Origin of the sequence: Synechococcus sp. CB0101 (assembly GCF_000179235.2) — a bacterium.
GTDB lineage: Bacteria > Cyanobacteriota > Cyanobacteriia > PCC-6307 > Cyanobiaceae > Vulcanococcus.
On the sequence record NZ_CP039373.1, the window covers coordinates 1,714,548 to 1,740,922 of the forward strand.

General features: G+C 65.3%; 25 protein-coding genes, 1 tRNA gene, 1 other RNA gene and 1 riboswitch. Of the genes, 14 read left to right on the top strand and 13 right to left on the bottom strand.

Going from position 1 to position 26,375, the window contains the following annotated elements:
- The first annotated feature begins 3 nt into the window (after window positions 1-3).
- Window positions 4-1,911 carry a phosphotransferase gene (locus tag CB0101_RS09180; protein WP_136644070.1) on the top strand — a complete coding sequence of 636 codons (1,908 nt, stop codon included), beginning with the start codon at window positions 4-6 and terminating at the stop codon, window positions 1,909-1,911.
- 41 nt (window positions 1,912-1,952) lie between these two features.
- Here the strand turns inward: CB0101_RS09180 and smpB are convergent, their stop codons facing one another.
- The gene (gene smpB, locus CB0101_RS09185) at window positions 1,953-2,450 is read right to left on the bottom strand and encodes an SsrA-binding protein SmpB (protein ID WP_010312368.1); all 498 of its coding nucleotides are present in this window, start codon (window positions 2,448-2,450) and stop codon (window positions 1,953-1,955) included.
- Window positions 2,451-2,519: 69 nt separating this feature from the next.
- Between smpB and ruvB the strand changes: the two genes are divergently transcribed.
- The 6 genes from ruvB to thiC all read left to right on the top strand — a co-directional run bounded on the left by ruvB (window position 2,520) and on the right by thiC (window position 7,970).
- A complete protein-coding gene (ruvB, locus tag CB0101_RS09190; protein ID WP_010312366.1) occupies window positions 2,520-3,608 on the top strand; it encodes a Holliday junction branch migration DNA helicase RuvB in 1,089 nt (362 codons plus the stop codon).
- A gap of 4 nt (window positions 3,609-3,612) precedes the next feature.
- Entirely contained in the window at window positions 3,613-4,383 is a 771-nt protein-coding gene (locus tag CB0101_RS09195; protein WP_010312364.1) for a tetratricopeptide repeat protein, read from the top strand.
- The gene (locus CB0101_RS09200) at window positions 4,380-5,555 is read left to right on the top strand and encodes an amidohydrolase (RefSeq protein WP_010312363.1); all 1,176 of its coding nucleotides are present in this window, start codon (window positions 4,380-4,382) and stop codon (window positions 5,553-5,555) included. The genes CB0101_RS09195 and CB0101_RS09200 overlap by 4 nt, the downstream gene beginning before the upstream one ends.
- Entirely contained in the window at window positions 5,555-5,779 is a 225-nt protein-coding gene (locus tag CB0101_RS09205) for a DUF3188 domain-containing protein (protein ID WP_010312361.1), read from the top strand. The genes CB0101_RS09200 and CB0101_RS09205 overlap by 1 nt, the downstream gene beginning before the upstream one ends.
- 42 nt (window positions 5,780-5,821) lie before the next feature.
- Window positions 5,822-6,412 carry a HEAT repeat domain-containing protein gene (locus CB0101_RS09210; protein ID WP_010312359.1) on the top strand — a complete coding sequence of 197 codons (591 nt, stop codon included), beginning with the start codon at window positions 5,822-5,824 and terminating at the stop codon, window positions 6,410-6,412.
- A 24-nt stretch (window positions 6,413-6,436) separates the two neighbouring features.
- Window positions 6,437-6,532: riboswitch (TPP riboswitch) on the top strand.
- Between the two features lie 58 nt (window positions 6,533-6,590).
- On the top strand, window positions 6,591-7,970 hold the full coding sequence (gene thiC, locus CB0101_RS09215) for a phosphomethylpyrimidine synthase ThiC (RefSeq protein ID WP_010312356.1): 1,380 nt from the start codon (window positions 6,591-6,593) through the stop codon (window positions 7,968-7,970).
- Here thiC and CB0101_RS09220 read toward each other — a convergent pair.
- The 4 genes from CB0101_RS09220 to acpP form a co-directional block, all read right to left on the bottom strand.
- Window positions 7,960-8,442 carry an ureidoglycolate lyase gene (locus CB0101_RS09220; RefSeq protein ID WP_010312354.1) on the bottom strand — a complete coding sequence of 161 codons (483 nt, stop codon included), beginning with the start codon at window positions 8,440-8,442 and terminating at the stop codon, window positions 7,960-7,962. The two genes, thiC and CB0101_RS09220, sit on opposite strands and share 11 nt — an antisense overlap.
- Before the next feature lie 77 nt (window positions 8,443-8,519).
- Window positions 8,520-10,535, bottom strand: coding sequence for a transketolase (gene tkt, locus CB0101_RS09225; RefSeq protein ID WP_029553180.1), 2,016 nt, complete (start codon window positions 10,533-10,535; stop codon window positions 8,520-8,522).
- A 45-nt stretch (window positions 10,536-10,580) separates the two neighbouring features.
- Window positions 10,581-11,828 carry a beta-ketoacyl-ACP synthase II gene (fabF, locus tag CB0101_RS09230; RefSeq protein WP_010312350.1) on the bottom strand — a complete coding sequence of 416 codons (1,248 nt, stop codon included), beginning with the start codon at window positions 11,826-11,828 and terminating at the stop codon, window positions 10,581-10,583.
- 7 nt (window positions 11,829-11,835) lie between these two features.
- On the bottom strand, window positions 11,836-12,078 hold the full coding sequence (gene acpP, locus CB0101_RS09235; RefSeq protein ID WP_010312348.1) for an acyl carrier protein: 243 nt from the start codon (window positions 12,076-12,078) through the stop codon (window positions 11,836-11,838).
- A 129-nt stretch (window positions 12,079-12,207) separates the two neighbouring features.
- Here acpP and psaC point away from each other — a divergent pair, with 129 nt between their 5' ends.
- The 3 genes from psaC to CB0101_RS15665 all read left to right on the top strand — a co-directional run bounded on the left by psaC (window position 12,208) and on the right by CB0101_RS15665 (window position 13,992).
- Entirely contained in the window at window positions 12,208-12,453 is a 246-nt protein-coding gene (gene psaC / locus CB0101_RS09240) for a photosystem I iron-sulfur center protein PsaC (protein ID WP_006850103.1), read from the top strand.
- Between the two features lie 63 nt (window positions 12,454-12,516).
- Window positions 12,517-13,230, top strand: coding sequence for a hypothetical protein (locus tag CB0101_RS15660; protein WP_246833734.1), 714 nt, complete (start codon window positions 12,517-12,519; stop codon window positions 13,228-13,230).
- A 393-nt stretch (window positions 13,231-13,623) separates the two neighbouring features.
- Window positions 13,624-13,992 carry a hypothetical protein gene (locus tag CB0101_RS15665; RefSeq protein ID WP_246833735.1) on the top strand — a complete coding sequence of 123 codons (369 nt, stop codon included), beginning with the start codon at window positions 13,624-13,626 and terminating at the stop codon, window positions 13,990-13,992.
- Window positions 13,993-14,390: 398 nt separating this feature from the next.
- On the opposite strand, the gene CB0101_RS09250 is transcribed toward CB0101_RS15665, so the two are convergent.
- Both CB0101_RS09250 and rimM read right to left on the bottom strand, forming a co-directional pair.
- Complete coding sequence (locus CB0101_RS09250; protein WP_136644071.1) at window positions 14,391-15,836, bottom strand: mannose-1-phosphate guanylyltransferase/mannose-6-phosphate isomerase; 1,446 nt, start codon at window positions 15,834-15,836, stop codon at window positions 14,391-14,393.
- Window positions 15,837-15,961: 125 nt separating this feature from the next.
- Entirely contained in the window at window positions 15,962-16,579 is a 618-nt protein-coding gene (gene rimM / locus CB0101_RS09255; protein WP_010312314.1) for a ribosome maturation factor RimM, read from the bottom strand.
- Between the two features lie 54 nt (window positions 16,580-16,633).
- Here rimM and CB0101_RS09260 point away from each other — a divergent pair, with 54 nt between their 5' ends.
- A complete protein-coding gene (locus tag CB0101_RS09260) occupies window positions 16,634-16,816 on the top strand; it encodes an NAD(P)H dehydrogenase subunit NdhS (protein ID WP_010312312.1) in 183 nt (60 codons plus the stop codon).
- On the opposite strand, the gene rnc is transcribed toward CB0101_RS09260, so the two are convergent.
- The 3 genes from rnc to rnpB form a co-directional block, all read right to left on the bottom strand.
- A complete protein-coding gene (gene rnc / locus CB0101_RS09265; protein WP_010312310.1) occupies window positions 16,794-17,522 on the bottom strand; it encodes a ribonuclease III in 729 nt (242 codons plus the stop codon). The genes CB0101_RS09260 and rnc overlap by 23 nt on opposite strands.
- Window positions 17,523-17,542: 20 nt before the next feature.
- Window positions 17,543-18,964, bottom strand: coding sequence for a DUF2079 domain-containing protein (locus CB0101_RS09270; protein ID WP_071778168.1), 1,422 nt, complete (start codon window positions 18,962-18,964; stop codon window positions 17,543-17,545).
- A 34-nt stretch (window positions 18,965-18,998) separates the two neighbouring features.
- An RNA gene (gene rnpB / locus CB0101_RS09275) (RNase P RNA component class A) lies at window positions 18,999-19,377 on the bottom strand.
- Between the two features lie 34 nt (window positions 19,378-19,411).
- Between rnpB and CB0101_RS09280 the strand changes: the two genes are divergently transcribed.
- From CB0101_RS09280 to CB0101_RS09290, 3 genes are all read left to right on the top strand, one after another.
- A tRNA-Arg gene (locus CB0101_RS09280) sits at window positions 19,412-19,485 on the top strand.
- Window positions 19,486-19,579: 94 nt separating this feature from the next.
- Entirely contained in the window at window positions 19,580-19,897 is a 318-nt protein-coding gene (locus tag CB0101_RS09285; RefSeq protein WP_010312307.1) for a hypothetical protein, read from the top strand.
- A gap of 36 nt (window positions 19,898-19,933) precedes the next feature.
- Entirely contained in the window at window positions 19,934-20,383 is a 450-nt protein-coding gene (locus tag CB0101_RS09290) for a hypothetical protein (protein WP_010312304.1), read from the top strand.
- On the opposite strand, the gene CB0101_RS09295 is transcribed toward CB0101_RS09290, so the two are convergent.
- The 3 genes from CB0101_RS09295 to CB0101_RS09305 are packed head-to-tail and all read right to left on the bottom strand — an operon-like array spanning window position 20,343 to window position 26,330.
- Window positions 20,343-21,377, bottom strand: a complete 1,035-nt coding sequence (locus tag CB0101_RS09295; protein ID WP_010312302.1) for an acetate/propionate family kinase — start codon at window positions 21,375-21,377, stop codon at window positions 20,343-20,345. The two genes, CB0101_RS09290 and CB0101_RS09295, sit on opposite strands and share 41 nt — an antisense overlap.
- Before the next feature lie 7 nt (window positions 21,378-21,384).
- On the bottom strand, window positions 21,385-23,910 hold the full coding sequence (locus CB0101_RS09300) for a glycogen/starch/alpha-glucan phosphorylase (protein ID WP_010312300.1): 2,526 nt from the start codon (window positions 23,908-23,910) through the stop codon (window positions 21,385-21,387).
- The gene (locus tag CB0101_RS09305; RefSeq protein ID WP_010312298.1) at window positions 23,910-26,330 is read right to left on the bottom strand and encodes a phosphoketolase; all 2,421 of its coding nucleotides are present in this window, start codon (window positions 26,328-26,330) and stop codon (window positions 23,910-23,912) included. Before CB0101_RS09305 ends, CB0101_RS09300 begins: the two co-directional genes overlap by 1 nt.
- Window positions 26,331-26,375 lie beyond the last annotated feature (45 nt).

Genomic DNA, 26,375 nt, shown 5'->3' on the forward strand with positions numbered 1-26,375 from the left:
GACGTGCCTGCCTCAACCGATCAGGTGATTGCCGGCCGCTATCGGCTCGAGCGCCGGCTGTCCGCCACCGAACGGAGTGAGCTCTGGCGGGCATGCGATCAGCTGGCCGGCGAGGCGCCCGTGGCCCTGCGCTGCATTCCGGCGGAGCAGCCCACGCTGCAAGCCGAAGTCCGCAGCCTCTGGCCGCGGCTGCAGGGGGTGCTGCATCCGCAGGTGCCTCGCTTCGGGGAGCTGATCGAGCAAGACGGCGCCCTGTGGCTGCCGCGTGAATGGCAGGAGGGCAGCACCTTCGCCGAGTTGCTGCAGGGCCGGCGGGAGCGGCAACTGGTGTTTGGCGCCGGCGAGGTGTTGTTGCTGCTCCGGCAGCTGTTGCCGGCTCTGGCGGTGCTCCATAGCCAGGAGCTCTGCCACGGCGATCTCAGCCCCGCCAACCTGCTGCGCCGCGACCGCGACGGCCTGCCCGTACTCCTCGATTTCGGCCCGGGTGGGGTGACACCGGGTTACGCCCCGCCCGAGCGGAGCCGCGGCGAGGCGCCAGCGCCCTGGATGGACCTCTACAGCCTGGCGGTGGTGGCGCTGGTGCTGCTCAGCGGCGAGGAACCGGCTCAGCTGCTCGATCCGACCACGCTCGCCTGGCGCTGGCCCGTGAGCCTGGATGCGTTGCCGGCCTTGCAGGAGGTGTTGGCGCGCCTGCTCAGCACCGCCCCTGAGGAGCGCTTCCCCTCGGCATCGGCGACCCTGCAGGCCCTGCAACAGATCCCGATGCCTGACAGCACCGGGCCCGTGGCCCGGGCCGATCGCACCGTGGTGCTCGTGCCATCGCCAGCTGCTGCTGAACCCGCCCTGCCGGTGGTAGCGGCTGGGGCCACTTCTCCAGCCGCAGCTCTCTTACCGCGCACGCGTCAGGAGCTGAAGGAGGAGGCCGCCGAGGGCCGTTTGTGGCCGGTGGTAATCGCCTTGGTGGTGTCGGCGGTGTTGGGAACCGGGCTGGGCTGGTTGGTGCTGAGCCGTGGCCGGGTCTCGGGCCCTACGGCGGCGCCGAGCTTGCAGTTGCCCAGCAGCCTGCCGCCGGCGGAGGTGAATCAGCGTCAGCAGCTGCTTAATCGCCTGCGGGCCTTGCAGATTGATCGGGGCTGGTTTCTCAAACTCGTGGATGCCAGCCTGCTGGCCCAATACCCCGAGCGGGGCGGGCGGCTGCCCAGCGACAGCCTGGATGACGCACCGCTGCGCAAGGTGTGGAACCAGCTGGCGGAAGACTGGCTGAGCCGTGTGGAACAGCTGCCTCTAGAGCTGCGCACCCGGCTCGGACGCTTCACCGCCGGTGATTGGCGCCGCCGCCAATCGGCGCTAGTGAGCCAGGGCTTGAGTGGTGCAGTGGTGGAGCAGCTGGTGTCGGGCAGCGCTCAGAACCTGTTACCTGGGCGCGCCGGCAGTGAGATCCCGCCGGAGCCTTTCCGCCAGCTTTGGTATGCCGCTGCGGAGCAAGGCCTGGCCCAGGTGCGCATCGAAGCGATTCAGGCCCGGCTGGGGGAAACCACGGTGATCTCAGCGTCGGTACCAGCGGGTGGCGCGCGCCTGTTTCCGATTCGCTTGCCGGTGGGTAGTGGCCTGGTGCTGGGGGTGAACGGTTCGCCCCTGATGCAGATGAGCGTGTTTGGCGCTGATGGCGCCGTGCTGGAGGCCCGTGGCCCCCTGCGGGTGGTGAATCTCGGTGAGGTGCGGCGCTCGCCGGTTCAATTACTGGTGACCAACGAAGGCTTGGCCGCGGCGCTGATCACCCTGTCGCTGCGCGCCGATCCGGCGGCGCTGCGTCCCGTGGCCCCGCCCGAGCCTCCGTCAGCGCCTCTGAACGCCCCTCTCGCGCCGGCCAGGCCGGAAGCTGCTCAGCAACAGCCTGAGGACACCAACTAAGTCGGTGCTCGCTCGGACGGCGTTTGGTTGGCGCCTGATCGTCAGAACCGCGCGATGGCGGCTTTGGCGTCCTTGATGTCTTGCTTGCGGCGCTCTTCCTGGCGTTTGTCGTGCAGCTTTCGGCCTTTGCCCAGGCCGATCGTGGCCTTGATCCAGGAGCCTTTCAGGTGCAGGTTGAGCGGGATCAGGGTGAGGCCTTTCTGATCGAGGGCCACGCGCAGTTTGTCGATCTCGCGGCGGTGGGCCAGGAGCGGGCGTACGCGTAGGGGGTCGTGGTTGAAATAGGCGCCAGCGTGGCTGTGGGGGGAGATGTGCACGTTGTGGAGCTGCAGCTGGCCGTTGCGGATCAGGCAGAAGCCATCGCGCAGGTTCACCTGGCCAGCCCGGATCGATTTCACCTCGGTGCCCAGCAACTCCACCCCGCATTCGAGGGTTTCGAGAATCTCGTATTGATGGCGCGCAAAGCGGTTGTCCGCCAGCAGCTTGTTGGCGGCATCCCGCAGGGCTTTGGCGCTCTTCTTGCCCCCGCCCTTGGCCATCACCCTCGCCGTTGCTGCACCGACCCTAGAGATCTCCCGTCCCGCCGCCAGCGCCGGTACCCTCGAGCGATGGCGATCGTGTCTTCCGGATCAGGCTCCGCCGCCGCTCGCGGGCCGCGGGAGCCACGGCGCCTGGTTGATCCTGTGGTCCACGCCAGCGAGGAGAGCACAACAACTTCCCCAGAGGCGCCGATCCAGCGGGAAGACTCGCTGCGCCCCCGCCGCCTGGCCGACTACATCGGCCAGCGGGAGCTCAAGCAGGTGCTCGGCATTGCGGTGGAAGCCACTCGCGCCCGGGAAGAAGCCCTCGATCACGTGCTGCTCTATGGCCCGCCGGGCCTGGGCAAAACCACCATGGCGCTGGTGTTGGCCGAAGAGCTTGGGGTGCGCTGCCGCATCACCAGTGCGCCGGCCCTGGAGCGCCCCCGCGACATCGTTGGTCTGCTGGTGAACCTCGAGCCGCGGGAGCTCCTGTTCATTGATGAGATCCACCGGCTCAACCGCGTGGCTGAGGAGATCCTCTATCCGGCGATGGAAGACTTCCGCCTCGATCTCACCGTGGGCAAAGGCACCACCGCCCGCACCCGCAGCCTGCCCATTGCGCCTTTCACCCTGGTGGGAGCCACCACCCGCGCCGGTTCGCTCAGTTCACCGCTGCGGGATCGCTTTGGCCTGATCCAGCGGTTGGAGTTCTACGGGCTCGACGACCTCCAGGCGATCGTGCTGCGCGCCGCCGGCCTGTTGCAGATCGAGCTCGACTCCAGCGCCGCCCTCGAGGTGGCCCGCCGCTGCCGCGGCACTCCCCGCATTGCCAATCGCCTGCTGCGGCGTGTGCGCGACGTGGCAGCTGTGGGTGGCCACGGCCGCGTGAGCCCCGACTTGGTGCATGAGGCCCTCAGCCTGCACCGGGTGGACGGGCGCGGCCTGGATGCCAGTGACCGCCGCCTGCTGCACTTGCTCCAGCACGGCTATGGCGGGGGGCCCGTGGGGCTCGACACCCTGGCGGCCGGCCTCGGCGAAGATCCCGCCACGCTTGAAGCCGTCGTGGAACCGTTTCTACTGCAGCAGGGTTTGCTGCAGCGCACGCCGCGAGGTCGTGTGATCACCGAAGCAGGCTTGGCCCATCTGCAGGCCCATCCGGAGCCCAGCGCCGCGTGACCCAATGACGGCCCTTCTCTCCGTGCTCTTGAGCCTGCAGCTGCTGGCGGCTACAGCTTTGCCGCAGCTGTTTGATCAGGCCCTCAGCGCCAGCCGCGATGGCGATTTCCGCCGGGCCCTGCCCCTCTGGGATCAGGTGCTGGAGCTGGCGCCGGACGACGCCGCTGCCTGGAGCAACCGCGGCAATGTGCAGCTGGCCCTGGGGGATCCCCAGGCGGCCATCGCCGATCAAACCCGAGCGATGGAGCTCGATCCCATCAGTGCTGATCCCCATCTCAACCGCGGCACGGCGGAGGAAGCCCTGCAGCGCTGGGATGCGGCAGAGGCGGATTACCGCTGGATCCTGGAGGCCAATGCAGCGGCGGGGGAGCCGCCGGATGCCTCGGCGCTCTACAACCTCGGCAACGTGCAGGGTTCCCGCGGCCAGTGGACAGACGCCCGCGACAGTTTTGTGGAAGCGGCGGATACGCGACCAGGCTTCGCGATGGCCCGCTCCAGTGCCGCCTTGGCTGCGTTTCAACTGGGAGAACTCGATCAGGCGGAGGCGGAGTTGCGCCGGCTGATCAGGCGTTATCCCCTGTTTGCTGACGCCCGCGCTGGCCTCACGGCGTTGCTCTGGCGGCGGGGAGCGCGGGGCGAGGCGGAAAGCCACTGGGCTTCGGCGTCGGGGCTCGATCCGCGCTACCGGCAGCCAGAATGGCTGCTCGAGATACGGCGCTGGCCCCCTGAGCCGGTGCAGGCTCTCAGCGATTTCCTCGCCCTCGATAACGGATGAATGCAGCGCAGCTCAAGGCGGCCGTGGCCGCGCAGCTGCCGGAACTGGTGGCGATCCGCCGCCATCTGCATGCCCACCCTGAGTTGAGCGGTAATGAGCATCAAACGGCTGCTCTGGTGGCCGGTGAGCTGCGCAGCCTTGGCTGGCGGGTTCAGGAGGGTGTCGGGCGCACGGGGGTGCTGGCGGAGTTGGGGCCTGAGCGCGCCCCGATCGTGGCGCTGCGGGTGGATTTGGATGCTCTGCCGGTGGAGGAGCGCAGTGGTGTGCCCTATGCCTCCGTGCATCAGGGTTTGATGCACGCCTGCGGCCACGACATCCACACCACGGTGGGGTTGGGGGTGGCGCGGATCCTGGCGCCCCTGGCGGATCAGCTCACCGCTCGGGTGCGTTTGCTGTTTCAGCCCGCTGAGGAAACGGCCCAGGGTGCCGCCTGGATGCGCGCTGATGGCGCCATGGAGGGGGTGGAGGCGCTGTTCGGCGTGCATGTGTTCCCCAGCCTGGAGGCGGGCAGCATCGGCGTGCGCAGCGGCAGCCTCACGGCCGCGGCGGGTGAGCTGGAGGTGGAGGTGCTCGGGGAAGGCGGCCATGGGGCGCGCCCTCACCAGAGCACCGATGCGATCTGGATCGCGGCGCGGGTGGTGAGCGGTTTGCAGGAGGCGATCAGCCGCCGCCTGGATGCCCTGCACCCGGTGGTGGTGAGCTTTGGGCGGATTGAAGGTGGCAAGGCCTTCAACGTGATTGCCGATCACGTGCGCCTCCTGGGCACGGTGCGCTGTCTGGATCTGGAGCTGCATGCCCAGCTGCCGGGCTGGATTGAAGACACCGTGAAGGCGATCTGCACTGGCTATGGCGGCGAGGCCCGCGTGCGCTACCGCTGCATCTCGCCGCCGGTGCACAACGATCCCGAGCTCACCCAACTGGTGGCAGACGCGGCCACGGAGCTGTTAGGGCGCCAGCAGGTGCTGTGGTTGGAGCAGCCCTCACTGGGCGCCGAGGATTTCGCGGAACTGCAGCAGGGCACCCGCGCCACGATGTTCCGGTTGGGGGTGGCGGGGCCCGAGGGCTGCACGCCCCTGCACAGCAGTACCTTCCGGCCCGATGAGGCTTGTCTGGCCGTGGGGGTGGAGGTGCTCAGTGCCAGCCTGCTGCGCTGGATGGAGGCCTGCCGCTGATGGCTTCCCGTTCGCCCCTCAGCCGTGATCTCCTGGCCCTGGCCACGCCGCTGTTGATCGTGTTGGGTCTGGTGGGCCTGGTGCTACGCCAGGGTTCCGATCGACTCCAAGCCGTGCCGGCCCTGGTGATCGGCGTGGCGTTGCTGGTGCAGAGCGCCTGGAGTCGCCGCCGTCGCCGCCGGGCGTTGCTCAACGCTCTGCAGGATCAGCGCGGTCAGTGCTGACCCAAACTGAAGCGCAAGGCCGCGTTCCCCCAGATCGTCCCGATGGATTTCGATGCTCTGAGGGAGGCGATTGCTTCCGATAACCCGGGCCGGGCCCGCCCCGCCCTTGCCAGCCTGGTGGAGGCCACCCCCGAACAGGCGGAACCCCTGTTGCTCTTGGGCCTGCAGCAGAACGACATGCTGCTGCGCCAGCTGAGTTGCTCCGGGTTGGGCCACAAGCCCACACCGGCGGGCTGGGAGCCTCTGGTGCACGCTCTCCAGCACGATCCAGAGGTGGCGGTGCGGGCTGAGGCGGCCAATGCCTTGGTGAGTCATGGCTTTGAGCGGGCATGGCCGCTGGTGCTGGAGGCTTTCGAACGGGAACGGGAGTGGCTGCTGCGTTGCAGCGTGCTTTCGGCGGTGGCGGAGCACCCGGAGGTGCAGCCTGAGCAGCTGCTGTGCCTGGCCCGGTTGGCGATCGCCGATACCGACGGCACGGTGCGGGTTGGTGGCACCGAGATCCTCGGGCGTCTGGTGCGCGAAGCCGATCCGGCGTCTTCCGCGGCTGAGCAGGCCCGTGCCGAGCTGCGGCGCCTCCAGCAGGACGGGGACCATCGCGTGGTGGCCGCGGCGCTGAATGGCCTGCAGCACTGAGCTTTTTCAGCCTTGCTAGGTTGATGGGGTCACTAGGGGTGCCCCTGCACTGGGGCTGAGATCACACCCTCCGAACCTGATCCGGGTCATGCCGGCGCAGGGAAGTGAGAAGAGAACCTCAGGCTGCGCCCCGTTGTTGCCGGTTTTGCCGGTTCCTTCACTTTCGCCGTAGCCCGTTATGCGCAGCGCCTGGATCGAGAAGCGCAAAGGCCAAGCCAATGTGTCGCAGATGCACTACGCCCGTCAGGGTGTGGTGACCGAAGAAATGGCCTACGTGGCCAAGCGGGAGAACCTGCCCGAATCGCTGGTGATGGAGGAGGTGGCACGGGGCCGCATGATCATCCCCGCCAACATCAACCACCCCAACTTGGAGCCGATGGCGATCGGCATTGCCTCCAAGTGCAAGGTGAACGCCAACATCGGCGCTTCCCCTAATGCATCGGATGCCTCTGAAGAGGTGAAGAAGCTGCAGCTGGCGGTGAAGTATGGCGCCGACACCGTGATGGATCTCTCCACCGGTGGTGTGAACCTGGATGAGGTGCGCACGGCGATTATCAATGCTTCGCCGGTGCCGATCGGCACGGTGCCTGTGTATCAGGCCCTCGAGAGCGTGCATGGCTCGATTGAGCGCCTCTCCGAAGACGACTTCCTGCACATCATCGAGAAGCACTGTCAACAGGGCGTTGATTACCAAACCATCCACGCTGGTTTGTTGATCGAGCACCTGCCCAAGGTGAAGGGGCGCCTCACAGGCATCGTGAGCCGTGGCGGCGGCATCCTTGCTCAGTGGATGCTCTATCACCACAAGCAGAACCCCCTGTTCACCCGCTTCGACGACATCTGCGAAATCTTCAAGCGCTACGACTGCACCTTCTCCCTCGGTGACTCGCTGCGTCCTGGTTGTCAGCACGATGCCTCTGATGCTGCTCAGCTGGCTGAACTGAAGACCCTCGGAGAACTCACCCGCCGGGCCTGGAAACACGACGTGCAGGTGATGGTGGAAGGCCCTGGCCACGTGCCGATGGACCAGATCGAGTTCAACGTGAAAAAGCAAATGGAGGAGTGCAATGAGGCGCCCTTCTACGTGCTTGGGCCCTTGGTGACCGACATCGCCCCCGGTTACGACCACATCACGTCCGCCATCGGCGCTGCGATGGCCGGTTGGCATGGCACAGCGATGCTCTGCTACGTCACCCCGAAGGAGCACTTGGGCCTCCCGAATGCAGAGGACGTGCGCGAGGGCCTGATCGCTTACAAGATTGCTGCCCACGCGGCCGACATCGCCCGTCACCGCCCCGGTGCCCGCGATCGCGACGATGAACTCAGCCGTGCCCGCTACGCCTTCGACTGGAACAAGCAGTTCGAGCTGAGCCTGGACCCAGAGCGGGCCCGCGAGTATCACGACGAAACCCTGCCGGCTGACATCTACAAGCAAGCTGAGTTCTGCTCGATGTGTGGACCGAAGCACTGCCCGATGCAGACCAAGATCACCGAAGAAGATCTGGCGGGTCTGGAGAAAGTGCTAGAGGAGCAAAAAGCCACAGTGGTTACAGGCTGATCTCAGCCTCCTGCCCGGGGAGCAGCGGCAGGGTTGATCGGTCTGTGGAGTTGGTGTTGCGCAATTCCAAATTGCAGAACACCAGCTCCGAGGGGCTCTGAAACAGCGGTCCTGCATGCCAAGTGCCACGGTGCAGCTTCAAGATGCAGCGCGGCGGCACCGTAAAAGCCTGGATCTCTGTGGTGGCATCGATCGGGTGCTCGGCTGAATGACTCGCCGGTGCCACGGCGATTTGCCATGGGTAAGGGTCCATCACACCCAGGCATTGCGTCACCTGGCGGTGGGCGGCGAGTTCCCTCACCCGCAGCTCTTTTGCCGCCAACTGCATCAGGTAAAACCGAGGCAGTCCTTGGTTTAAATCCAGTTCGGCATCACCCAGTCGCCAGTCGCAACCATCATCTTCGGGCCAAATCACCTGCCCGTATGGTCCGAAGGCTTCGCTGGTCAGAGTGGCGGCTGTGAGCTGAATCACGGGATTACAAGCCAACGCATCGGCATTAAAAAAGCCCCGACATCGTCGGGGCCGTTGCAGTTTGAACTCCTTGCGGATCAGCCCAGGGCCTTGGCCTTAGCCACCACGTTGTCGACGGTGAAGCCGAACTTCTCCATCAGCACGGGGCCAGGGGCAGAAGCACCGAAGCGGTCGATGGAAACGGTGTCGCCCTCGAAACCGGTGTACTTGTGCCAGCCGAAGCTGCTGGAGGCTTCCACCACCAGGCGCTTGCGGCAGGCGGCGGGCAGCACGCTCTCGCGGTAGGCGGCGTCCTGCTCTTCGAACAGGTCGACGCAGGGCATGGAAACCACGCGTACGTTCTTGCCTTCGGCGCGCAGTTGTGCAGCAGCCTTCACGCAGAGGTCGAGCTCGGTACCGGTGCCGATCAGGATCAGATCAGGGGTGCCGTTGCTGTCTTCCAGGATGTAACCACCCTTCGCCACGTGGTCAGCGTTGGAGTTGGCCTGGTTGGCCATCGCCTGACGGCTGAGGAACAGCACGGTGGGGCGGTGGCGGTTGGCCACGGCCACCTTGTAGGCACCGCTGGTTTCGTTGCCGTCGCCAGGACGGATCACCAGCATGTTGGGGATCGAGCGCAGGCTGGCCAAGGTCTCGATCGGCTGGTGGGTGGGGCCGTCTTCGCCCAGACCGATGGAATCGTGGGTGAGCACGTAGATCACACCCAGCTCGCTCAGGGCCGAGAGGCGCATGGCGCCGAGCATGTAGCCAGCGAACACGCAGAAGGTGCCGCCGTAGGGCACCAGGCCGCTGCCGTGATACGCGAGGCCATTGAGGATGGCGCCCATGGCGTGCTCGCGCACACCGAAGTGCAGGTAGCGGTTGGCTTCAGCGCCCTTCTGGAAACCACCCTCGCCCTTGATGTCGGTGAGGTTGGAGTGGGTGAGGTCGGCGGAACCGCCGATCAGCTCGGGCAGGTTGGGGCCGATGGCGTTGAGGCAGTTGTAGGAGTGCTGGCGGGTGGCCAGGCCCTTGTCGTCAGCGCTGTAGCTGGGGAGGTTGGCGTCCCAGCCTTGGGGCAGCTCACCACGCAGCTGACGCTCGAACTGAGCGGCTTCGGTGGGGTACTTGGCGCGATAGTCGGCCAGGGTGGCGTTCCAGGCGGCTTCAGCGGCAGCACCGCGCTCAATCGCTTGGCGCCACTGGTTGTATGACTCCTGGGGCACCTCGAATTCGCCGTACTCCCAGCCCAGGTTCTTGCGGGTGAGGGCGGCTTCATCAGCACCGAGGGCGGCACCGTGCACACCAGCAGTATTGGCTTTGTTGGGGGAGCCGTAGCCGATGGTGGTGGTCACCTTGATCATCGACGGGCGATCGGTGACAGCCTTGGCTTCTTCGATGGCCTTGGCGATTCCAGCTAGGTCGGTGTTGCCGTCCTGCACGTGGATGGTGTGCCAGCCGTAGGCCTCGTAGCGCTTCAGCACATCCTCGGTGAAGGAAACGTTGGTGTTTCCGTCGATGGTGATGTGGTTGTCGTCGTAGAGGGCGATCAGCTTGCCCAGGCCCAGGTGGCCGGCCAGGGAGGCGGCTTCGCCGCTCACACCTTCCTGGTGGCAACCGTCGCCCATGATCACGTAGGTGGTGTGATCAACGAGCGTGCAGTCGGGCTTGTTGAACTTGGCGGCCAGATGGGCTTCGGCCATGGCCAGACCCACGGCGTTGGCAATGCCCTGACCCAGAGGGCCGGTGGTCACTTCCACGCCGGCGGTCTCGAAGGTTTCGGGGTGACCGGGGGTCTTGGAGCCCCATTGGCGGAACTGCTTGATGTCCTCGATGGTCACCGAGTCGTAACCGGTGAGGTGCAGCAGCGCGTAGAGCAGCATGCAGCCGTGGCCGGCCGACAGCACGAAGCGGTCGCGGTTGAACCACTTGGGGTTCTTGGGGTTGTGCTTCAGGAACTTGTCCCAGAGCGTGTAGGCCATGGGAGCGCAACCCATGGGCAGACCGGGGTGGCCGGAGTTGCTCTTGTTGATCGCGTCCACCGCCAGGAAGCGGATGCTGTTGACGCAGAGGGAGTCGACGGACTGATTTCCAGCGACGGGAGCGGCGACCATGGGGCTACGGGTAAAAAACGGTGTGAGGAGCGGAGTGACCGCGAGCTAGTTCAGCCGGCGGAACGCCAGACAAACGTTGTGGCCGCCGAATCCGAAGGAGTTGGACAGCACCACATTGAGTTTGTGTTCCCGGGCTTGATTGGGAACGACATCCAGATCACACGCGGGATCCGGATTTTGGTAGTTGATGGTAGGCGGCACCAGGTTGTGACCAATGGCCAGGACAGCGGCCACGGCTTCAATGCCGCCGCTACCACCCAACAGGTGACCTGTCATCGACTTGGTGGAACTCACCGGGATCTGCAGCGCGCGCTCACCGAGGGAGGCTTTGATCGCTGAGGTTTCGTTGAGGTCGTTGGCGGGGGTGCTGGTGCCGTGGGCGTTGACGTAGTCCACGGCGCTGGCCTCAAGCCGCGCATCGCGCAGGGCCAGGCGCATCGCCTCAGCACCACCCACGCCGCCCGGTGAAGGGGAGGTGATGTGGTGGGCATCGCAGGTCATGCCATAACCCACGATTTCAGCGAGGATCTCAGCGCCACGGGCCTGAGCGTGCTCCAGGCTTTCGAGCACCAGCACGCCGGCACCCTCGCCGATCACAAAGCCATCGCGCTCCGCATCAAAGGGGCGGCTGGCGGTGGCGGGATCGTCGTTGCGGAACGACAGCGCCTTGGCGCTCGCGAAACCGGCCACGCCCAGGGGTGTGATCGCTGATTCAGCACCACCGCAAACCATGGCGTCGGCTTGGCCCAGCTGGATCAGCCGGAAGGCATCACCGATGGCGTTGGATCCGGCGGCACAGGCGGTGGCCACGGCGGTGCTGGGGCCCTTGGCGCCGATCGCGATCGCCGTCAGGCCCGTGGCCATGTTCGGGATCATCATCGGCACGGTGAACGGGCTCACCCGCGACGGACCCTTATCGGCCAACACATGGGCCTGGGTTTCCATCATCAGAAGGCCGCCCACGCCGGAGCCGATGGCGGTACCAACGCGATGGGCGTTGCTGTCATCGATCATGAGGCCGGCATGGGCCACGGCCTGCTTGGCCGCCACAACGCCGAACTGGCAGAACCGGTCCCAGCGCTTGGCCTCCTTGGGCTCAATGTAGGCGGAGGGATCGAAATCCTTCACCTCAGCGGCAAAACGGCAGGCATGAGCTGACGGATCGAACAGGGTGATCCCTGCCACCCCGTTCCGTCCTGTGCTCAAGCCTTCCCAATAGGAAGCAACATCGTTGCCGATCGGTGTGACCGCGCCGAGACCGGTGACGACGACGCGGCGGAGACCCTCCACCATCAGTTCCTCAGGCCTGCTTGTCCTGGATGTACTTGACGGCGTCGCCGACCGTGGCGATGCCCTCAGCGGCTTCGTCGGGGATCTCGATGTCGAAGGCTTCTTCCAGAGCCATCACCAGCTCGACGGTATCGAGCGAGTCAGCACCCAGATCGTTCTGGAAGTTGGATTCTGGCTTCACTTCGCCGGCGTCGACGCTCAGCTGCTCGACAACGATCGAGCGGACTTTCTCGAAGATCGCTTCCTGGGACATGGCCGGTGTGGCGGACGCCGCATCCTACGGGGCCACCTGAAACAGCCCTTGGGCGTATGAACAAGGGTGACGGAGCATCAAGAGCTGCTGCTCAGCGTGGGTATCTTGGGCGTCGCGTCCCGAGGCGACATGTCCCACGCCGTCAAGATCTACGACACCTGCATCGGTTGCACTCAGTGCGTGCGGGCTTGCCCCCTCGATGTTCTTGAGATGGTGCCCTGGGATGGCTGCAAAGCCGGCCAGATCGCTTCGTCTCCTCGCACCGAAGATTGCGTGGGCTGCAAGCGCTGTGAAACCGCCTGCCCCACCGACTTCCTTTCGATCCGCGTGTATCTCGGCGACGAAACCACCCGTTCGATGGGTCTGGCTTACTGAGTTTCGATTCCCATAAGCTCAAGCCCGGCTCAAGCCGGGCTTTTTTTGTAGGCATCAGGCGGTATGTGCGGCATCGTTGCGGTGATCGGATCGCGAGAAGCGGCCCCCCTGCTGCTGGAGGGTTTGCGGCAGCTGGAGTACCGCGGCTACGACTCGGCCGGTATCGCCACGGTGAATGGAGAGCGGCAGCTGAGCTGCCTGCGGGCCGAGGGGAAGTTGGTGAACCTCACCCAGCGGTTTGAGGCCCAGGGTGCGGTGGGTCAATGCGGCATCGGTCACACCCGCTGGGCGACGCACGGCAAACCAGAAGAGCGCAACGCCCACCCCCACCTTGATGGCCCCGGCCGTGTGGCGGTGGTGCAGAACGGAATCATCGAGAACTACCGCACGCTCCGGGAAGAGCTGCAGGCAGAAGGGGTTGTGTTCTGCTCCGAGACGGATACGGAGGTGATCCCCCACCTGCTGAGCCGTGAGTTGGGCCGGCTGGTGGCGGCCGGTGGCAAGCCGAGCGGAGCACTATTGCTGGAGGCGGTGCAGGCCGTGTTGCCGCGGTTGCATGGGGCCTATGCCCTGGCAGTGGTGTGGGCGGAGCTGCCCGGAGCGTTGGTGGTGGCCCGGAAGGCGGCGCCGTTGTTGATCGGCCTGGGAGAAGGCGAATTCCTCTGCGCCAGCGACACCCCAGCCCTGGCGGGATTCACGCGCACGATCCTGCGCTGGAAGACGGCGAAGTGGCACTGCTCACCCCCTGGGGATCGAGCTCTACGACGCAGCTGGTGATCGGGTGCAGCGCACACGAGCCTGCTGAGCGGCACTGAGCACGTGGCGGACAAGCGCAGCTTCCGCCACTTCAATGCTGAAGGGATCCACGAGCAACCGGAAAACGGCTGCGCTGTGGGTGGCGCGGCATTTGCCTGAGAGCGGTGGCCTGGTGGCGCTGCCCTCGACGAGCGGGTTTACGAGGGTGTGGAGCGGATCCAGATCCTGGCCTGCGCACCAGCCGCCACGCGGCTCAGGTGGGGGCCTATTTGCTGGAGCAGCTGGCGGGGATCCCAACGAGCGTTTTTACGCCAGTGAATTCCGCTATGCGCCGCCACCCGCTCGGCCGAACACCCTCACGATCGGTGTGGACCCAATCGGCGAAACGGCCGACACGCGCTGGCGGCGCTGGCGATGGAGCAGGAGCGGCGCCGTGCGGTGGCTGATCCGGCCTATGCGCCGCGGCTGCTGGGGATCACGAACCGCCCGGAGGAGCTCCCTGGGCCGACTGGTGGATCAGATCCTCGACATCGGCGCCGGGATCGAGGTGGGTGTGGCGCCACCAAAACGTTCCTGGGGCAGCTGCTGGCGTTTTACGGATTGGCGCTGGCCTTTGCTGAACGCCGCGGCGGCGGTGCCACGGGCCACGGGCCCGAAGCAGCTCCGCCAGCTGGCGGCTGGCCTGCGGGCCTTACCGGCGCAAACTGCGAGGCACTGGTGGATGACACGACCGCCGCTGCGAGCAGATGGCGCATGCTGTTCGCCGACACGGCAGGGATGTGATCTTCCTGGGGCGCGGCATCAACTACCCGATCGCGCTTGAGGGTGCCTGAAGCTCAAGGAGATCAGCTACATCCACGCCGAGGGCTACCCGGCTGGTGAGATGAAGCACGGCCGATTGCGCTGCTGGATGGCGGGTTCCGGTGGTGTCGATCGCGATACCGGCACGTGTTCGACAAGGTGCTCAGCAACGCCCAGGAGGCCAAGGCCCGCGACGCGCAATTGATTGGGGTGGCGCCTGATTGCGCCGATGCGAGCTGTTCGACACGCTGCTGCCGGTGCGACGGGTGGATGAGCTGCTCAGCCCACTGCTAACGGTGATCCCGATGCAGCTGCCTGAGCTATCACATCGCTGCCCACCGGGGCTGGATGTGGATCAGCGCGCAACCTGGCGAAGAGCGTCAACCGTCGAGGGTGGCATCGCTGCGGCCATAGCGATCGTCGAAGCGGCGGATGTCGTCTTCGCCCAGGTAGGGGCCGCTCTGCACCTCGATCAGTTCCACGGGGATCTTGCCGGGGTTGGAGAGGCGGTGTTTGCAGCCCAGGGGGATGTAGGTGCTCTGGTTTTCACCGATCAGTTCCTCCACGCCGTCCTTCTCCACTAGCGCTGTGCCGCTCACCACAATCCAGTGCTCGGCGCGGTGGTGGTGCATCTGCAGCGACAGGCTGGCGCCGGGGTTCACCACGATCTTCTTCACCTGCCAGCGTTCGCCTTCGGTGATGCCGTCGTAGCTGCCCCAGGGGCGGTAGATCCGGCGGTGGGCCTTGCTCTCCCGAGCGCCTTCACGCTCCAGGAGACCCACGATCGTTTTCACGTCCTGGGCGCGGTCGCGGTGAGCCACCAGCACCACGTCGTCGGTTTCCACCACCACCAAGTTCTCCACCCCCAGCCCCACCACCAGGCGGTGTTCACTGCGCAGATAGCAGTTGCTGCTGGCTTCGCTAATCACACGGCCGCGCAGCACATTCCCTTCGGCATCTTGCTCGGCGGTTTCCCAGAGGGCGCTCCAGCTGCCCACATCGCTCCAGCCAGCCTGCAGGGGCAGCACGGCGCCGCGGTCGGTGCGCTCCATCACGGCCACATCGATCGCCACATTCGGACAGCTGGCGAAGGCTTCGCGTTCGAGCCGCAGGAAATCCAGGTCTTCGCTGTCGTGCTCCAGGGCGGCCCGGCAGGCACTCACCACATCCGGGGCCAGGCGTTCCAGCTCCGCCAAGATCGCACTGGCCTTGAACAGGAACATGCCGCTGTTCCAGGTGAAGCGGCCGCTGGCTAAGAATTGTTCCGCGGTGGCGCGATCGGGCTTCTCCACAAATCGTGCGATCGGCACCGGTGCGGCGGCGCTCCCCAGTGGTTCGGCAGCCTCGATGTAGCCGTAGCCGGTTTCAGGCGCGGTCGGAACGATCCCGAAGGTCACCATCTGGCCTGCTTCCGCGGCGGCCATCCCGGTTTCCACGGCGCTGCGGAAGCCGGCGGCGTTCTGGATCACGTGGTCGGCGGCGAGCACCAGGAGCAGGGGGTCGTCGCCATGGGCGGTGGCTTGCAAGGCGGCCACGGCCACCGCCGGAGCGGTGTTGCGGCCCATGGGCTCCAGCAGGATCGCCCCCGGCTCGACGCCGATCTGGCGCATCTGCTCGGCCACGATGAAGCGGTGGTCTTCGTTGCAGATCAGCAGTGGGGCCTGCAGGCCGGCGATGCCCTCCAGCCGCTGGTGGGTTTGCTGCAACAGGGTGTCCTCGCCGCTGCCGGCCAGGGCCCAGTACTGCTTGGGGTAGGTGGCCCGCGAGAGGGGCCAGAGCCGAGTGCCGGTGCCGCCGCAGAGGATCACCGGAACGAGAGCGGTCATGGGCGAGCTGGGCGCAGCGGCGTCAGAGCATGCAGCCATTCCAGCTCAGGGCGGTCGATCTGCACAGCCGCCTGGGCTTGCGCCGATTCTGTACGGAATGTACGGAGTTGGTGTGCTTTGCGGGTCTACGCCTCGGCGTCCTCTGGTTGGTCGTCGCTGACCTGTCCCAGTTCCAGCAGGCCCGGCGGTGGTGTGATGCCAATCCAGCCGGCTTCCAGCTGCACCTCGGGAACAATCGCTTTCACAAACGGAATCCACAGCGGTGCTCCGCCTGAGGTGAGTTCCACTTCGAGCAGATCGTTACCGGCATGGATCAGATCTTTCACGGTGCCGATGCAGCGCCCGGTTTGGGCCATGGTCTCGACATCCGAGCCTTCCAGGAGCCGCACCTCAAGGCCCACCAGATCCAGGAGGTGGAATTCGCCGCGGGCCAGTTTGGGCCGATCTGCTGCCGGCACCAGCAGCTCCTGCCCCACCAGTGCCTCGGCGCTGCTGCGGTCGTTGACTCCCTCAAGGCGAATCACAAACAGCTCTTTGCCAGGCAGCTGACGCCCACTGAGCAGTTCCACTGCGGTGGCCTCGGCAGCTTCTCCGCGGCGGCCCTGGGCTGGGCGCAGCCAGCGGCGCCCTGGGCGGGTGAAGCGCTCGGGGAAATCGCTGAGCGGATTTACGCGCAGTTCGCCCCGCAGCCCCTGGGCGGCCACCACCCGACCCACCACCAGCAGCTCTTGCTCCTCCGCCATGGGCCCACACCGCGCCGTCAGCCTTGATAATGGCTCCGCACCCGTGCCGCACCCATGGCTGACACCCTGCCGATCCTGCCGGGCTCCACCGTGGTGGTGCGGGACGTCACCTCCATCTACAACGGTTACCAGGGCTTCGTTCAGCGCATCAGTGGCCGCAATGCCGCCGTGCTGTTTGAAGGCGGCAACTGGGACAAGCTGGTGACGATGCCCATCAAGATCCTTGAGCAGGCTTGATGGCTTCGAGGGCGGCACGCGCTGCCTGTTGCTCTGCTTCCCGCCGCGATCCACCCCAGCCTTCAGCTGAGATCCAACCCTCCAGGCCCACGTGACAGTGGAAGCGTTGGGGATCGCCATGGCGCTTGCTGCGTTCTTTGGTGCGGTAGGTGGGCAACCCCAGTGCCTTGGCTTGGCTCCATTCCTGCAGGGCTGATTTGCAGTTGCCGCGATGGGGGTCGCTGAGCACCGCTCTGCTGGTGCGCTCCCAACTCGGGGTGAGCCACTGGTGGACTGGCGCGAGGGAACCAAACGCCCGATAGAGCGCCCCGATCAGCGCTTCGGTGGCTTCGGCGCGCAGGGTGCTCAACGCTGTGGCATCGCCCCCGGCCGTGGGCCCGATCCGGAGGGCGTCGCTGATGCCGATGGCCTCGCCCACCTCGGCCAGCCAGCGATCGCTCACCAACTGAGCTCGCAAGGCTGAGCGCTCTCCCACAGAGAGCTCCGGGTGGTGCTGCTCCAGATACTCACTGGCCGCTAGCCGAAGCACCGCATCGCCGAGGAACTCCAACTGTTCATGGTTGATGGCGAGCCCTGCCGATGTGTGGGTCAGTGCTTCATCCACGGCGGCCCAACCAGTCGAAGCAAGGCCGCTCGTCTCGATGTCGATACGCCGGAGCAGTTGCTGCAGTTGCTGCAGCCGCTGTTGAGGAAGGGCCTTGGGCATGAGCTGGTTTGCGCAAACGCTTACGACTTGGCGCAGAGCACGATCGAACGGTTGGCGGATTGGCAGGTCATGCCAGAGTGCTCCGCCTGCCGGCGGATGCGTGCCACCGTGCCGGCGATCTTCGATCGATCGACCCGCTTCAGCTTGCCGCCGATGTTGATGGGAATGTCAGGGGCGGGCAGCACAATCCAGTCGTATTGATCCACGGGGCCATAGCCAGGCTTTTCCAATTGTTCGATCTGTTGGCGTCCAGCTAGATGGGCGGCGTAGTTGGCGATGGTGAGTACCGAATCAGTGGGTTGAATCACCTGCTTGGCTTGCTGGAAATCCCGCGCTTCCTGGAGGCGTGGTAGGTAGCGCGATGTGAAATACGACACCCTCCCATAGCCGATGAAACTCGCTGTGGCCAGCATCAAGGTGGCGGTGAGAATGTTTCTAGCGCGCTGCATGGATGGGGGCTGAGACTGGCTCAAGGCATCGATACAGCCACCGATCAGAAAGGCCAGGATCCCGATCGAATAATGATGATTGAGCTCCCGCTGAATGCTGGAGGCGGAAATGATGTTGGTGAGATAGATCGGAGTGCATCCCAACAGGGCTGGCCATGATCGACGGCCCAGTAGTGCCAGAAAAGGTAGGGAGAGCCCGAGGGTGTAGAGCAGGATTGAATCTGGCGGCGCTTCGCGGAACACCGTCCAGGGTCTGGTGATCAAGGTGGTGATGATCTCCAGCTTGTTGTTGCCCAGGTAGCCCAGTCGGATGCCCACGTGGTCGCCTCCGGCGGAGGACATTTCCGTGGCGATGAACCACCAAGCCAGCGAGATCGCCAAGGTGATCCCCGCTCGGCCCCGTTGGCCCTTGGCCAGGGCATACAGGCTCAGGCCGACCCCGAATAGAGCCTGGGCATTCTTGGCAAAAAGCGTGAGCAGTAGGCAGGGGTAATACAGCCAGCGTCTGGGTTGATCCGTTTCACGGATGGCCAGCAGCATCAGTGGCAGGGTGAGGACGTCGGGGTGGAAATCTCCTCGGTTGACCAGAAAGCTGTAGGGCGACAGCACGATCGCCAGAGCCAGGGCCCAGGTGAGCGGTCGGCTCACTCCCTTGCGAAGGCACAGATCACTCGCCAGAGCGGGCATGCAGCCCAGCGCTAACGACTGAAGCCCCAGCAAGGTGTAAGCGTTGGGCGACAGCTTGTAGACCAGTGCAATGGGCAACAGCAGCAGGGAGAAGTGATCCTGCAGAGGTGTGATGTTGCGCAGGCTGCTGGCCTGGTTGATGCCGCCATTGGCGATCAGCCAGTTGAACTGTTCAAAGATGCCGAGGTCCCAAACCTGTGACCCGAGCAGAAAATGCTGGAAGGCGGTCGAGCTGAACAGCACCGCGGTGTAGAGAACCGAAAGGATGACAAACGGCCGCCTGGATGGGTGCACCAAGGAGGGCATCGGTTTTCTGTTCGCGATGGGGGTTCTGCTGAAGGGGTGAAAGCAGGACGTAAGCCGGGTTCTGTTCACCGGACCGGGGTTGCCGGACCGGGGGTGATCATCTGTCTGGGACCACCGTTACCGGTGGCCTCGAGCGGCGCGCTTTGAGCGGGACGGGTGTCATGGCCAACCGTTGTCCCTGGGCCTTGCTCCTAGCCGGGGTTTACCGAGCCAGCACCTCTCGATGCTGCTGGTGCGCTCTTACCGCACCTTTGCACCCTTGCCTGTGCCCAGAGGGCCATCGGCGGTGTGTTTCTGTGGCACTCTCCTCACGGTCACCCGCACTGGGCGTTACCCAGCAAGCCTGGCCATTGGGGAGCCCGGACTTTCCTCAACCGACGCGGGCGCCGGTCGCGATCACCTCGCCTGCTTTCAAGCTCCATAATGCCGATGCGGCTGTCGCCGCAAGGGGCTGTAGCTCAGCCGGATAGAGCGACGGTTTCCTAAACCGTAGGTCGTGGGTTCGAGTCCCGCCAGCCCCGTCGATTGGATCCTCCACTCGGTATCCAGCACTACGGGTAGTGGGATGGCACATCAGGCCGCTGCCGCTAGCGTGGCCGCAGTCGCCACGAGCCCATGGCACAGCTGCATGATCTCCGGCTGAGGCTGTTGGTGCAACAGGAAAGCGAGCAGATCGTTGAGAATCTGCCTGATGGGTTGGATCTCTCGGTAATTCAGGCCCGCTGCCTGTGTTGGCTGGCCCTGCTGGCTGAGGCCCATGAAGACAGTGCCAATGAAGCGGTGGCGGATGGCGACACCGATCAGGCCATGGCCTGGTTTGCCGATTCCATGCGCCTGCGGGATGTGATTCAGGTGGTGAGTTCGATCGAAATCCCCATCCCCGGTGCCAGTGAAGATCCTGATAGCGCCAGCGACGATTACCGCGCTGCTTGATGCCATGATGGACTCTGAAACGCCAAGGGGACTGCGGTGCCGGAAGAGCCCTGCCAATGCCCTGACTGCCAGCGCTTCTACCGGGAGCACGACCGTCTGATCCGGGAGAACCCCACCCTGCGTCAGCAACAGGAGCTGAGCTGGGCGGCGTTGCAGTCGTTCCGCACCCTGGCGGGCCGCGCCCTGGAAGAACTGCAGAAAACCCATGGCGACGCCGAGAACGCCATGGCCCCCGCCGCTGCAGGTGGCCCCGCCGAGGCCGGTGAGCAGGACGCCATGCAGCAGGCCATCGCGGATCTGGAAAACATCAACGCCCATCTGTTCTCGATTGAGGCTTTGATGGAGCGCATTTTTGATGTGCGCGTGCCGGAGGCAGTTGAGCAAACCTTCCGGGAGCTTGCGGGTGAGTTGGCGCCCGATCCCCTGAACGCGGATCGGCTGCGGCTCAACCGCCTGCTGCATCAGACGCCGGATCTGCCCGGCTGATCAAGCGGGCGATCATTCCTTCCTCATCGGCGGGGATGCGCTTCCAGCCCACCGACCCAAGCCAGCCCATGCTCGTTTGCAGCTCTTCGAGCAGCTGATCGTCGTGGCTGCCGATGCCGCCGCTCAGGGCGATCTGATCCACGCCTCCCAGGCTGGCGGCCATCGCTCCGATCTCACGCCGCAGCCGGTGCAGGAAGACCGCCACCGCCAGCTGGGCTCCCCTGTGACCCGCCCTTGCGGCCGCACGCAGCTGGCGCCAATCGCCACTCAGTTCTGAGAGCCCCAGCAGGCCGCTCTGGCGGTTCAGCCCTTGATCGAGTTCATCGAGGCTCAGGCCCTGGCGTTGTAAATGCAGCAGCAGGCCGGGATCCACGCTGCCACTCCGGCTGGCCATCACCAGCCCCTCCAGGGGGGTGAACCCCATGGTGGTGTCGATGCTGCGGCCGTCGCGGATGGCTGCCAGGGAGCAGCCCGCCCCTAGGTGCGCGCTGATCAGGCGCTGGCAGGGAACGGCCTCGGCTACGTGCTGGTGGTTGAGGCCATGGAAGCCGTAGCGGCGGCACCCCAATTGCCGCCAGCTGGCGGGGATGGCATAGGTGCTGGCTTCTGGGGGCAAGCTGGCGTGAAAGGCCGTGTCGAAACAGGCCCACTGGGGAAGGTGCGGCTGCCAAGCCTGCAGCCAGCGGATCGCCGCCAGGGCCGGTGGGTTGTGTAGCGGAGCGAGGGCCGACACCGCATCCAGCTGCTCCAGCACCGAGGCAGTGAGCCGGGTGGCGGAGGTGAACTGCTCGCCGCCATGCACCACCCGATGGCCTGCGGCCTGGAGCCTGGGCTGCCAGGGTTTCAGCAGGGGCGCCAGCCACTGGTTGAGTTGATCGGCGAGAGAGCCTTCACGATTCGCCTCGGCGCGCCAGTGTTCGCAGGCGCCGGCCGCCGTGGCTGTGAGCACGGCGGCCTTGAGGCTGGAGCTGCCCACATTGAGCACCAGCAGCATCGCGGCTTTAGTCGTCGAGGTTGCAGGTGATCGTCACCGGGAAGCTTTCCGCTTTCCAGATCCGCTGGGCGTAGTCGCGGATCGAGCGATCCGACGAGAAGAAGCCGGTGCGGGCGCTATTCAACAGCGACATCCGGTTCCAGGCGTTGCGATCGGCCCAGGCCTCACTCACCTGCTGCTGCACGCGCAGGTAATCGGCGAAATCGGCCAACACGAAGAAGGGATCGCGGCCGGTGAGGTTTTCCAGCAGGGGCCGGAACAGATCGCCATCGCCATTGCTGAAGTGCCCTTGCTCCACCAGCTTGAGCACTTCGGCCAGTTCCGGTTGTTGGGCGATCAGCTCCCAGGGTCGGTAGCCCTCGGTGTGCAGATCGGCCACTTCCGTTTCGGTCATGCCGAAGAGGAAGAAGTTGTCAGCGCCCACCTGCTCGCGGATCTCCACATTGGCGCCATCGAGGGTGCCGATCGTGAGGGCACCATTCATGGCGAATTTCATGTTGCCCGTGCCCGAGGCCTCCAGGCCAGCTGTGGAGATCTGCTCGGAAAGATCGGAGGCCGGATACACCCGCTCGCCCAGCTTCACGTTGTAATCCGGCAGGAATACCACCCGCAGGCGGCCATCCATATCCGGATCGGCGTTCACCGTTTCGGCGATGCCGTTGAGGAAGCGGATGATCAGCTTGGCCATGTAGTAGCCCGGCGCTGCCTTGCCTCCGAAGATCACCGTGCGCGGTGCCATCCCCTCGGCCTGGCCGTTCTTGATGCGCAGGTAATGCGCGATCACCTGCAGGGCATTGAGGTGTTGGCGCTTGTATTCGTGGATGCGCTTCACCTGCACATCGAAGAGCGACGCCGGATCCACCAGCAGTCCGCTCTGGCGATGGATGTAGCTGGCGAGGTGGCGCTTGCTGGCGAGTTTGGTTTGCTCCCAGCGCTCCAGGAAGCCGCTGTCGTGCTGGAACTGCTCCAGCTGACGCAGCTGATCCAGATCCGCCACCCAGCCTTCGCCGATGGTTTCGGCCAGCAACTGACGCAGGGCCGGGTTGGCCAGGGCCACCCAGCGGCGCGGTGTGACGCCGTTGGTCACGTTGGTGAATTTCTCCGGCCAGAGCGCCGCGAATTCCGGCAGCAGCTTGGTGCGCACCAGTTCGCTGTGCAGCGCTGCCACACCGTTCACATGGTGCGAGGCCACCGTGGCCAGGTTGGCCATGCGTACGGCCTTGCTGCCCTCCTCGTCGATGATCGACACCTTGCGCAGCAGCGCTTCGTTGCCTGGGTACTTGAGCCGCACGGTTTGCAGGAAGCGGCGGTTGATCTCGTAGATCAGCTCCAAGTGGCGGGGCAGCAGCGAGCCGAACAGCGGCAGGCCCCACTTCTCCAGTGCTTCAGGTAGCAGGGTGTGGTTGGTGTAGGCCAGCGAGCGGCTGGTGATATCCCAGGCCTGATCCCACTCCAGGTGTTTGTCGTCGATCAGCAGCCGCATCAGCTCGGCCACGGCGATCGCCGGGTGGGTGTCGTTGAGTTGCACCGCCCAGTGATCGGGGAACTCGTGCACCGGGATGCCGCGCTGGTCGAGGTTGCGCAGCATGTCCTGCAGGGAGCAGCTCACGAAGAAGTGCTGCTGCTTCAGGCGCAGGCGGCGGCCCTCATCGGTGCCGTCGTTGGGATAGAGCACCTTGGAGAGGGTTTCGCTCCCCACCTTCTCTTCCACAGCGCCGTAGTAGTCGCCGATGTTGAAGGCGTAGAAATCAAAGCTCTCGCTCGCATCAGCCCGCCAGAGCCGCAGCCGATCGCAGGTGTTCACGCGGTAGCCGAGCACCGGTACGTCGTGGGGCACGCCGATGGCGTGCTCCTCCGGGATCCAGCGCACGCGGTAGTTGCCACGTTCATCGCGGTAGCTCTCGGTGCGGCCGCCGAATCCCACGAAACAGGCCTGATCCGGGTGGGGAATTTCCCAGGGCCAACCGCCCTTGAGCCACTTATCGGTGATCTCCACCTGCCAACCGTCGCGGATCAGCTGATCGAAGATCCCGAATTCGTAGCGGATGCCATAGCCGGTGGCTGGAATTTCCAGGCTGGCCAGTGATTCCATGAAGCAGGCCGCCAGTCGGCCGAGGCCGCCGTTGCCCAGACCGGGCTCCTCCTCCACCTCGAGAATTTCATCGAGCCGCTCGATGCCGAAACGGCGCAGGGCTTCCTCGGCGGCATCTTGAATGCCCAGCATCAGCAGGTTGTTGCCCAGCTGCGGGCCGATCAAGAATTCGGCCGAGAGGTAGGCCACCACTCGGGTGGGGGTGGCATTGATGGCTTCGATGCCCGCCAGGTAGCGGGTCATCAGCCGGTCGCGCACGGCGTGGCTCAGGGCCAGGTAGAGGTCGTGGCGGCTGGCGGTTGGGGCGAGCTTGCCCAGTGTGTAGAAGAGGTGTTCGGCCATGCCGTCGAACACGTCATCGGCACTGAGGCCGCTGCGGTCGGGGTCGGCGTAGCAACCGGGCGTGGGCAGCTGCAGGTGGCGGGGCTTCGGCTCGTGCATCAGTTGGCCTCGTTGCTATCGGGGGCTGTCCATTGCCAATCGGTGATGGCGGGGGCATCCATGCCGTGTTCATGGGCATAGGCCCGATTGGCGAGGATGGCCTCCTTCATCTGCTCTTTCACATGAGCGGCGCGTGACCCTAACCCCGGAACACGGTCGATCACATCAATCACCAGATTGAAACGATCGATCTGGTTGTTCATCGCCAGCTCGAGCGGGGTGTTGATGTTGCCCTTCTCCTTGTAGCCGCGCACGTGGAAGTTGGCATGGTTGGTGCGGCGGTAGGTGAGGCGGTGAATCAGCCACGGATAACCGTGGAAATTGAAGATCACCGGACGGTCCGTGGTGAACAAACTGTCGAAGTCGCGATCGCTCAGGCCATGGGGGTGTTCGCTTGGCTGGGTGAGCGCGAACAGCTTCACCACATTCAGCACCCGCACTTTGAGGCTGGGGATCTCGCGCCGCAGGATTTGCACCGCCGCCAGCGTTTCTTTGCTGGGGATATCGCCGGCGCAGGCCATCACCACATCCGGCTCATCGGGTTCATGGCCGCTGTGGTCGTTGCTGGCCCAGCTCCACAGGCCGATGCCTTTGGCCACATGGGCACGGGCTTGATCCAGCGTGAGGTATTGCAGGTGCTTTTGCTTGTCGCTCACGATGATGTTGCAGACGTTGGTTTCCACCAGCGCCTGCTCAGCCACAGCCAGCAGCGAATTGGCATCGGCCGGGAGGTAAACCCGCACCACCTCACCGCTTTTGTTGCCCGCCAGATCAATGAAGCCAGGATCTTGATGGGTGAAGCCGTTGTGGTCTTGGCGCCAAACCGTGGAGGAGATCAGGCAGGTCCAGGGGCCGATCGGTGCGCGCCAGGGGGCGTGATGCAGGCAGCTCTCCAGCCATTTGGCGTGCTGGTTGAACATCGAGGCGATCACATGGGCGAAGGCCTCGTAGGTGTGGAACAGGCCGTAGCGGCCGGTGAGCAGATAGCCCTCCATCATTCCCACCAGCGTGTGCTCGCTGAGCATCTCCACCACGCGGCCGCTGCGGGAGAGCTCGCTGCCATTGAGGTCTTCCGGCAGCAGATCTTCCATCCACACTTTTTTGCTGCGCTCGTAGATCGCCTGCAGCCGGTTGGAGGCGGTTTCATCCGGGCCAAACACCCGCAGCGAATCGGGATTCAGACCGATCGCATCGCGGAGGAGTTCGCCGAGCACCGCCGTGTTTTCGTGCTGCACGCTGCCCGGCTTGGGCACCGCAACGGCGTAGTGAGCGATGGGAGGCAGCTGCAGTTTGCGGCGCAGCAGCCCGCCATTGGCGTGGGGGTTGGAGCCCATCCGGCGGCTACCCGCCGGTGAAAGGGCCTGCAGCTCGGGCTTGAGTGTGCCCTGCTCATCGAACAGTTCCCAGGGCCGGTAGCTCTTCAGCCAGCTCTCCAGTTGCTGCAGCTGGGCCGTGTCGTGGCGCGGATCGGGCAGAGGCACCTGGTGGGCCCGCCAGAAGCCCTCCAGTTTTTTGTCGCCCAGGGCGGCAGGGCCGGTCCAGCCCTTGGGGGAACGCAGCACGAGCATTGGCCAAGCGGGCCGCTGGGCCTCGCCGCTGCGGCGCGCCTCCGCCTGAATGGCCTTGATGCGGCCCACGGCGTCGTCCATGGCAGCGGCCATGGCGGCGTGCATCGCCATCGGCTCACTGCCCTCCACGAACAGCGGCTCCCAGCCGTAGCCCCGCAGCAAACTCGCGAGTTCCTCCCGCGGGATCCGGGCCAGCAGGGTGGGGTTGGCGATCTTGTAGCCGTTCAGGTGCAGCACCGGCAGCACGGCGCCATCGCTGATCGGATTGAGGAATTTGTTGATGTGCCAGCTGGTGGCCAGCGGGCCGGTCTCCGCCTCCCCATCGCCCACGCAGGCCAGGGCAATCAGATCGGGGTTGTCGAACACCGCACCGCAGGCGTGCGAGAGCACGTAGCCCAGCTCGCCGCCCTCATGGATCGAGCCGGGGGTTTCCGGGGTGCAGTGGCTGCCGATGTGGCCCGGGAACGAGAACTGCTTAAAGAAGCGCTGGAGGCCAGCCGCGTCTTGCGACTTATCGGGATAGACCTCCGAGTAGGAGCCATCGAGATAGGTGGGGCCGAGCACCCCCGGTGCTCCGTGCCCCGGCCCCGACAGATAGATCATGTCGAGGTCACGCTCGCGGATCAGCCGGTTGGCGTGGGCCCAGATGAAGGCCTGGCCAGGGCTTGAGCCCCAGTGGCCCAGCAGGCGGTTTTTGATGTGCTCGGGCCGCAGCGGCTCGCTGAGCAGCGGGTTGTCCTGGAGGTAGATCATCCCCACGGCCAGGTAGTTGGCGGCGCGCCACCAGGCATCGATCCGCGCGAGCTGCTCGTTGGCGATCGCATCAGCCGCGTTGGCTGGGCTCAGGGTCATGGGGAGGCACCCTCAGGCTCTTCGCGGAACGTAGCCGTTGTCACA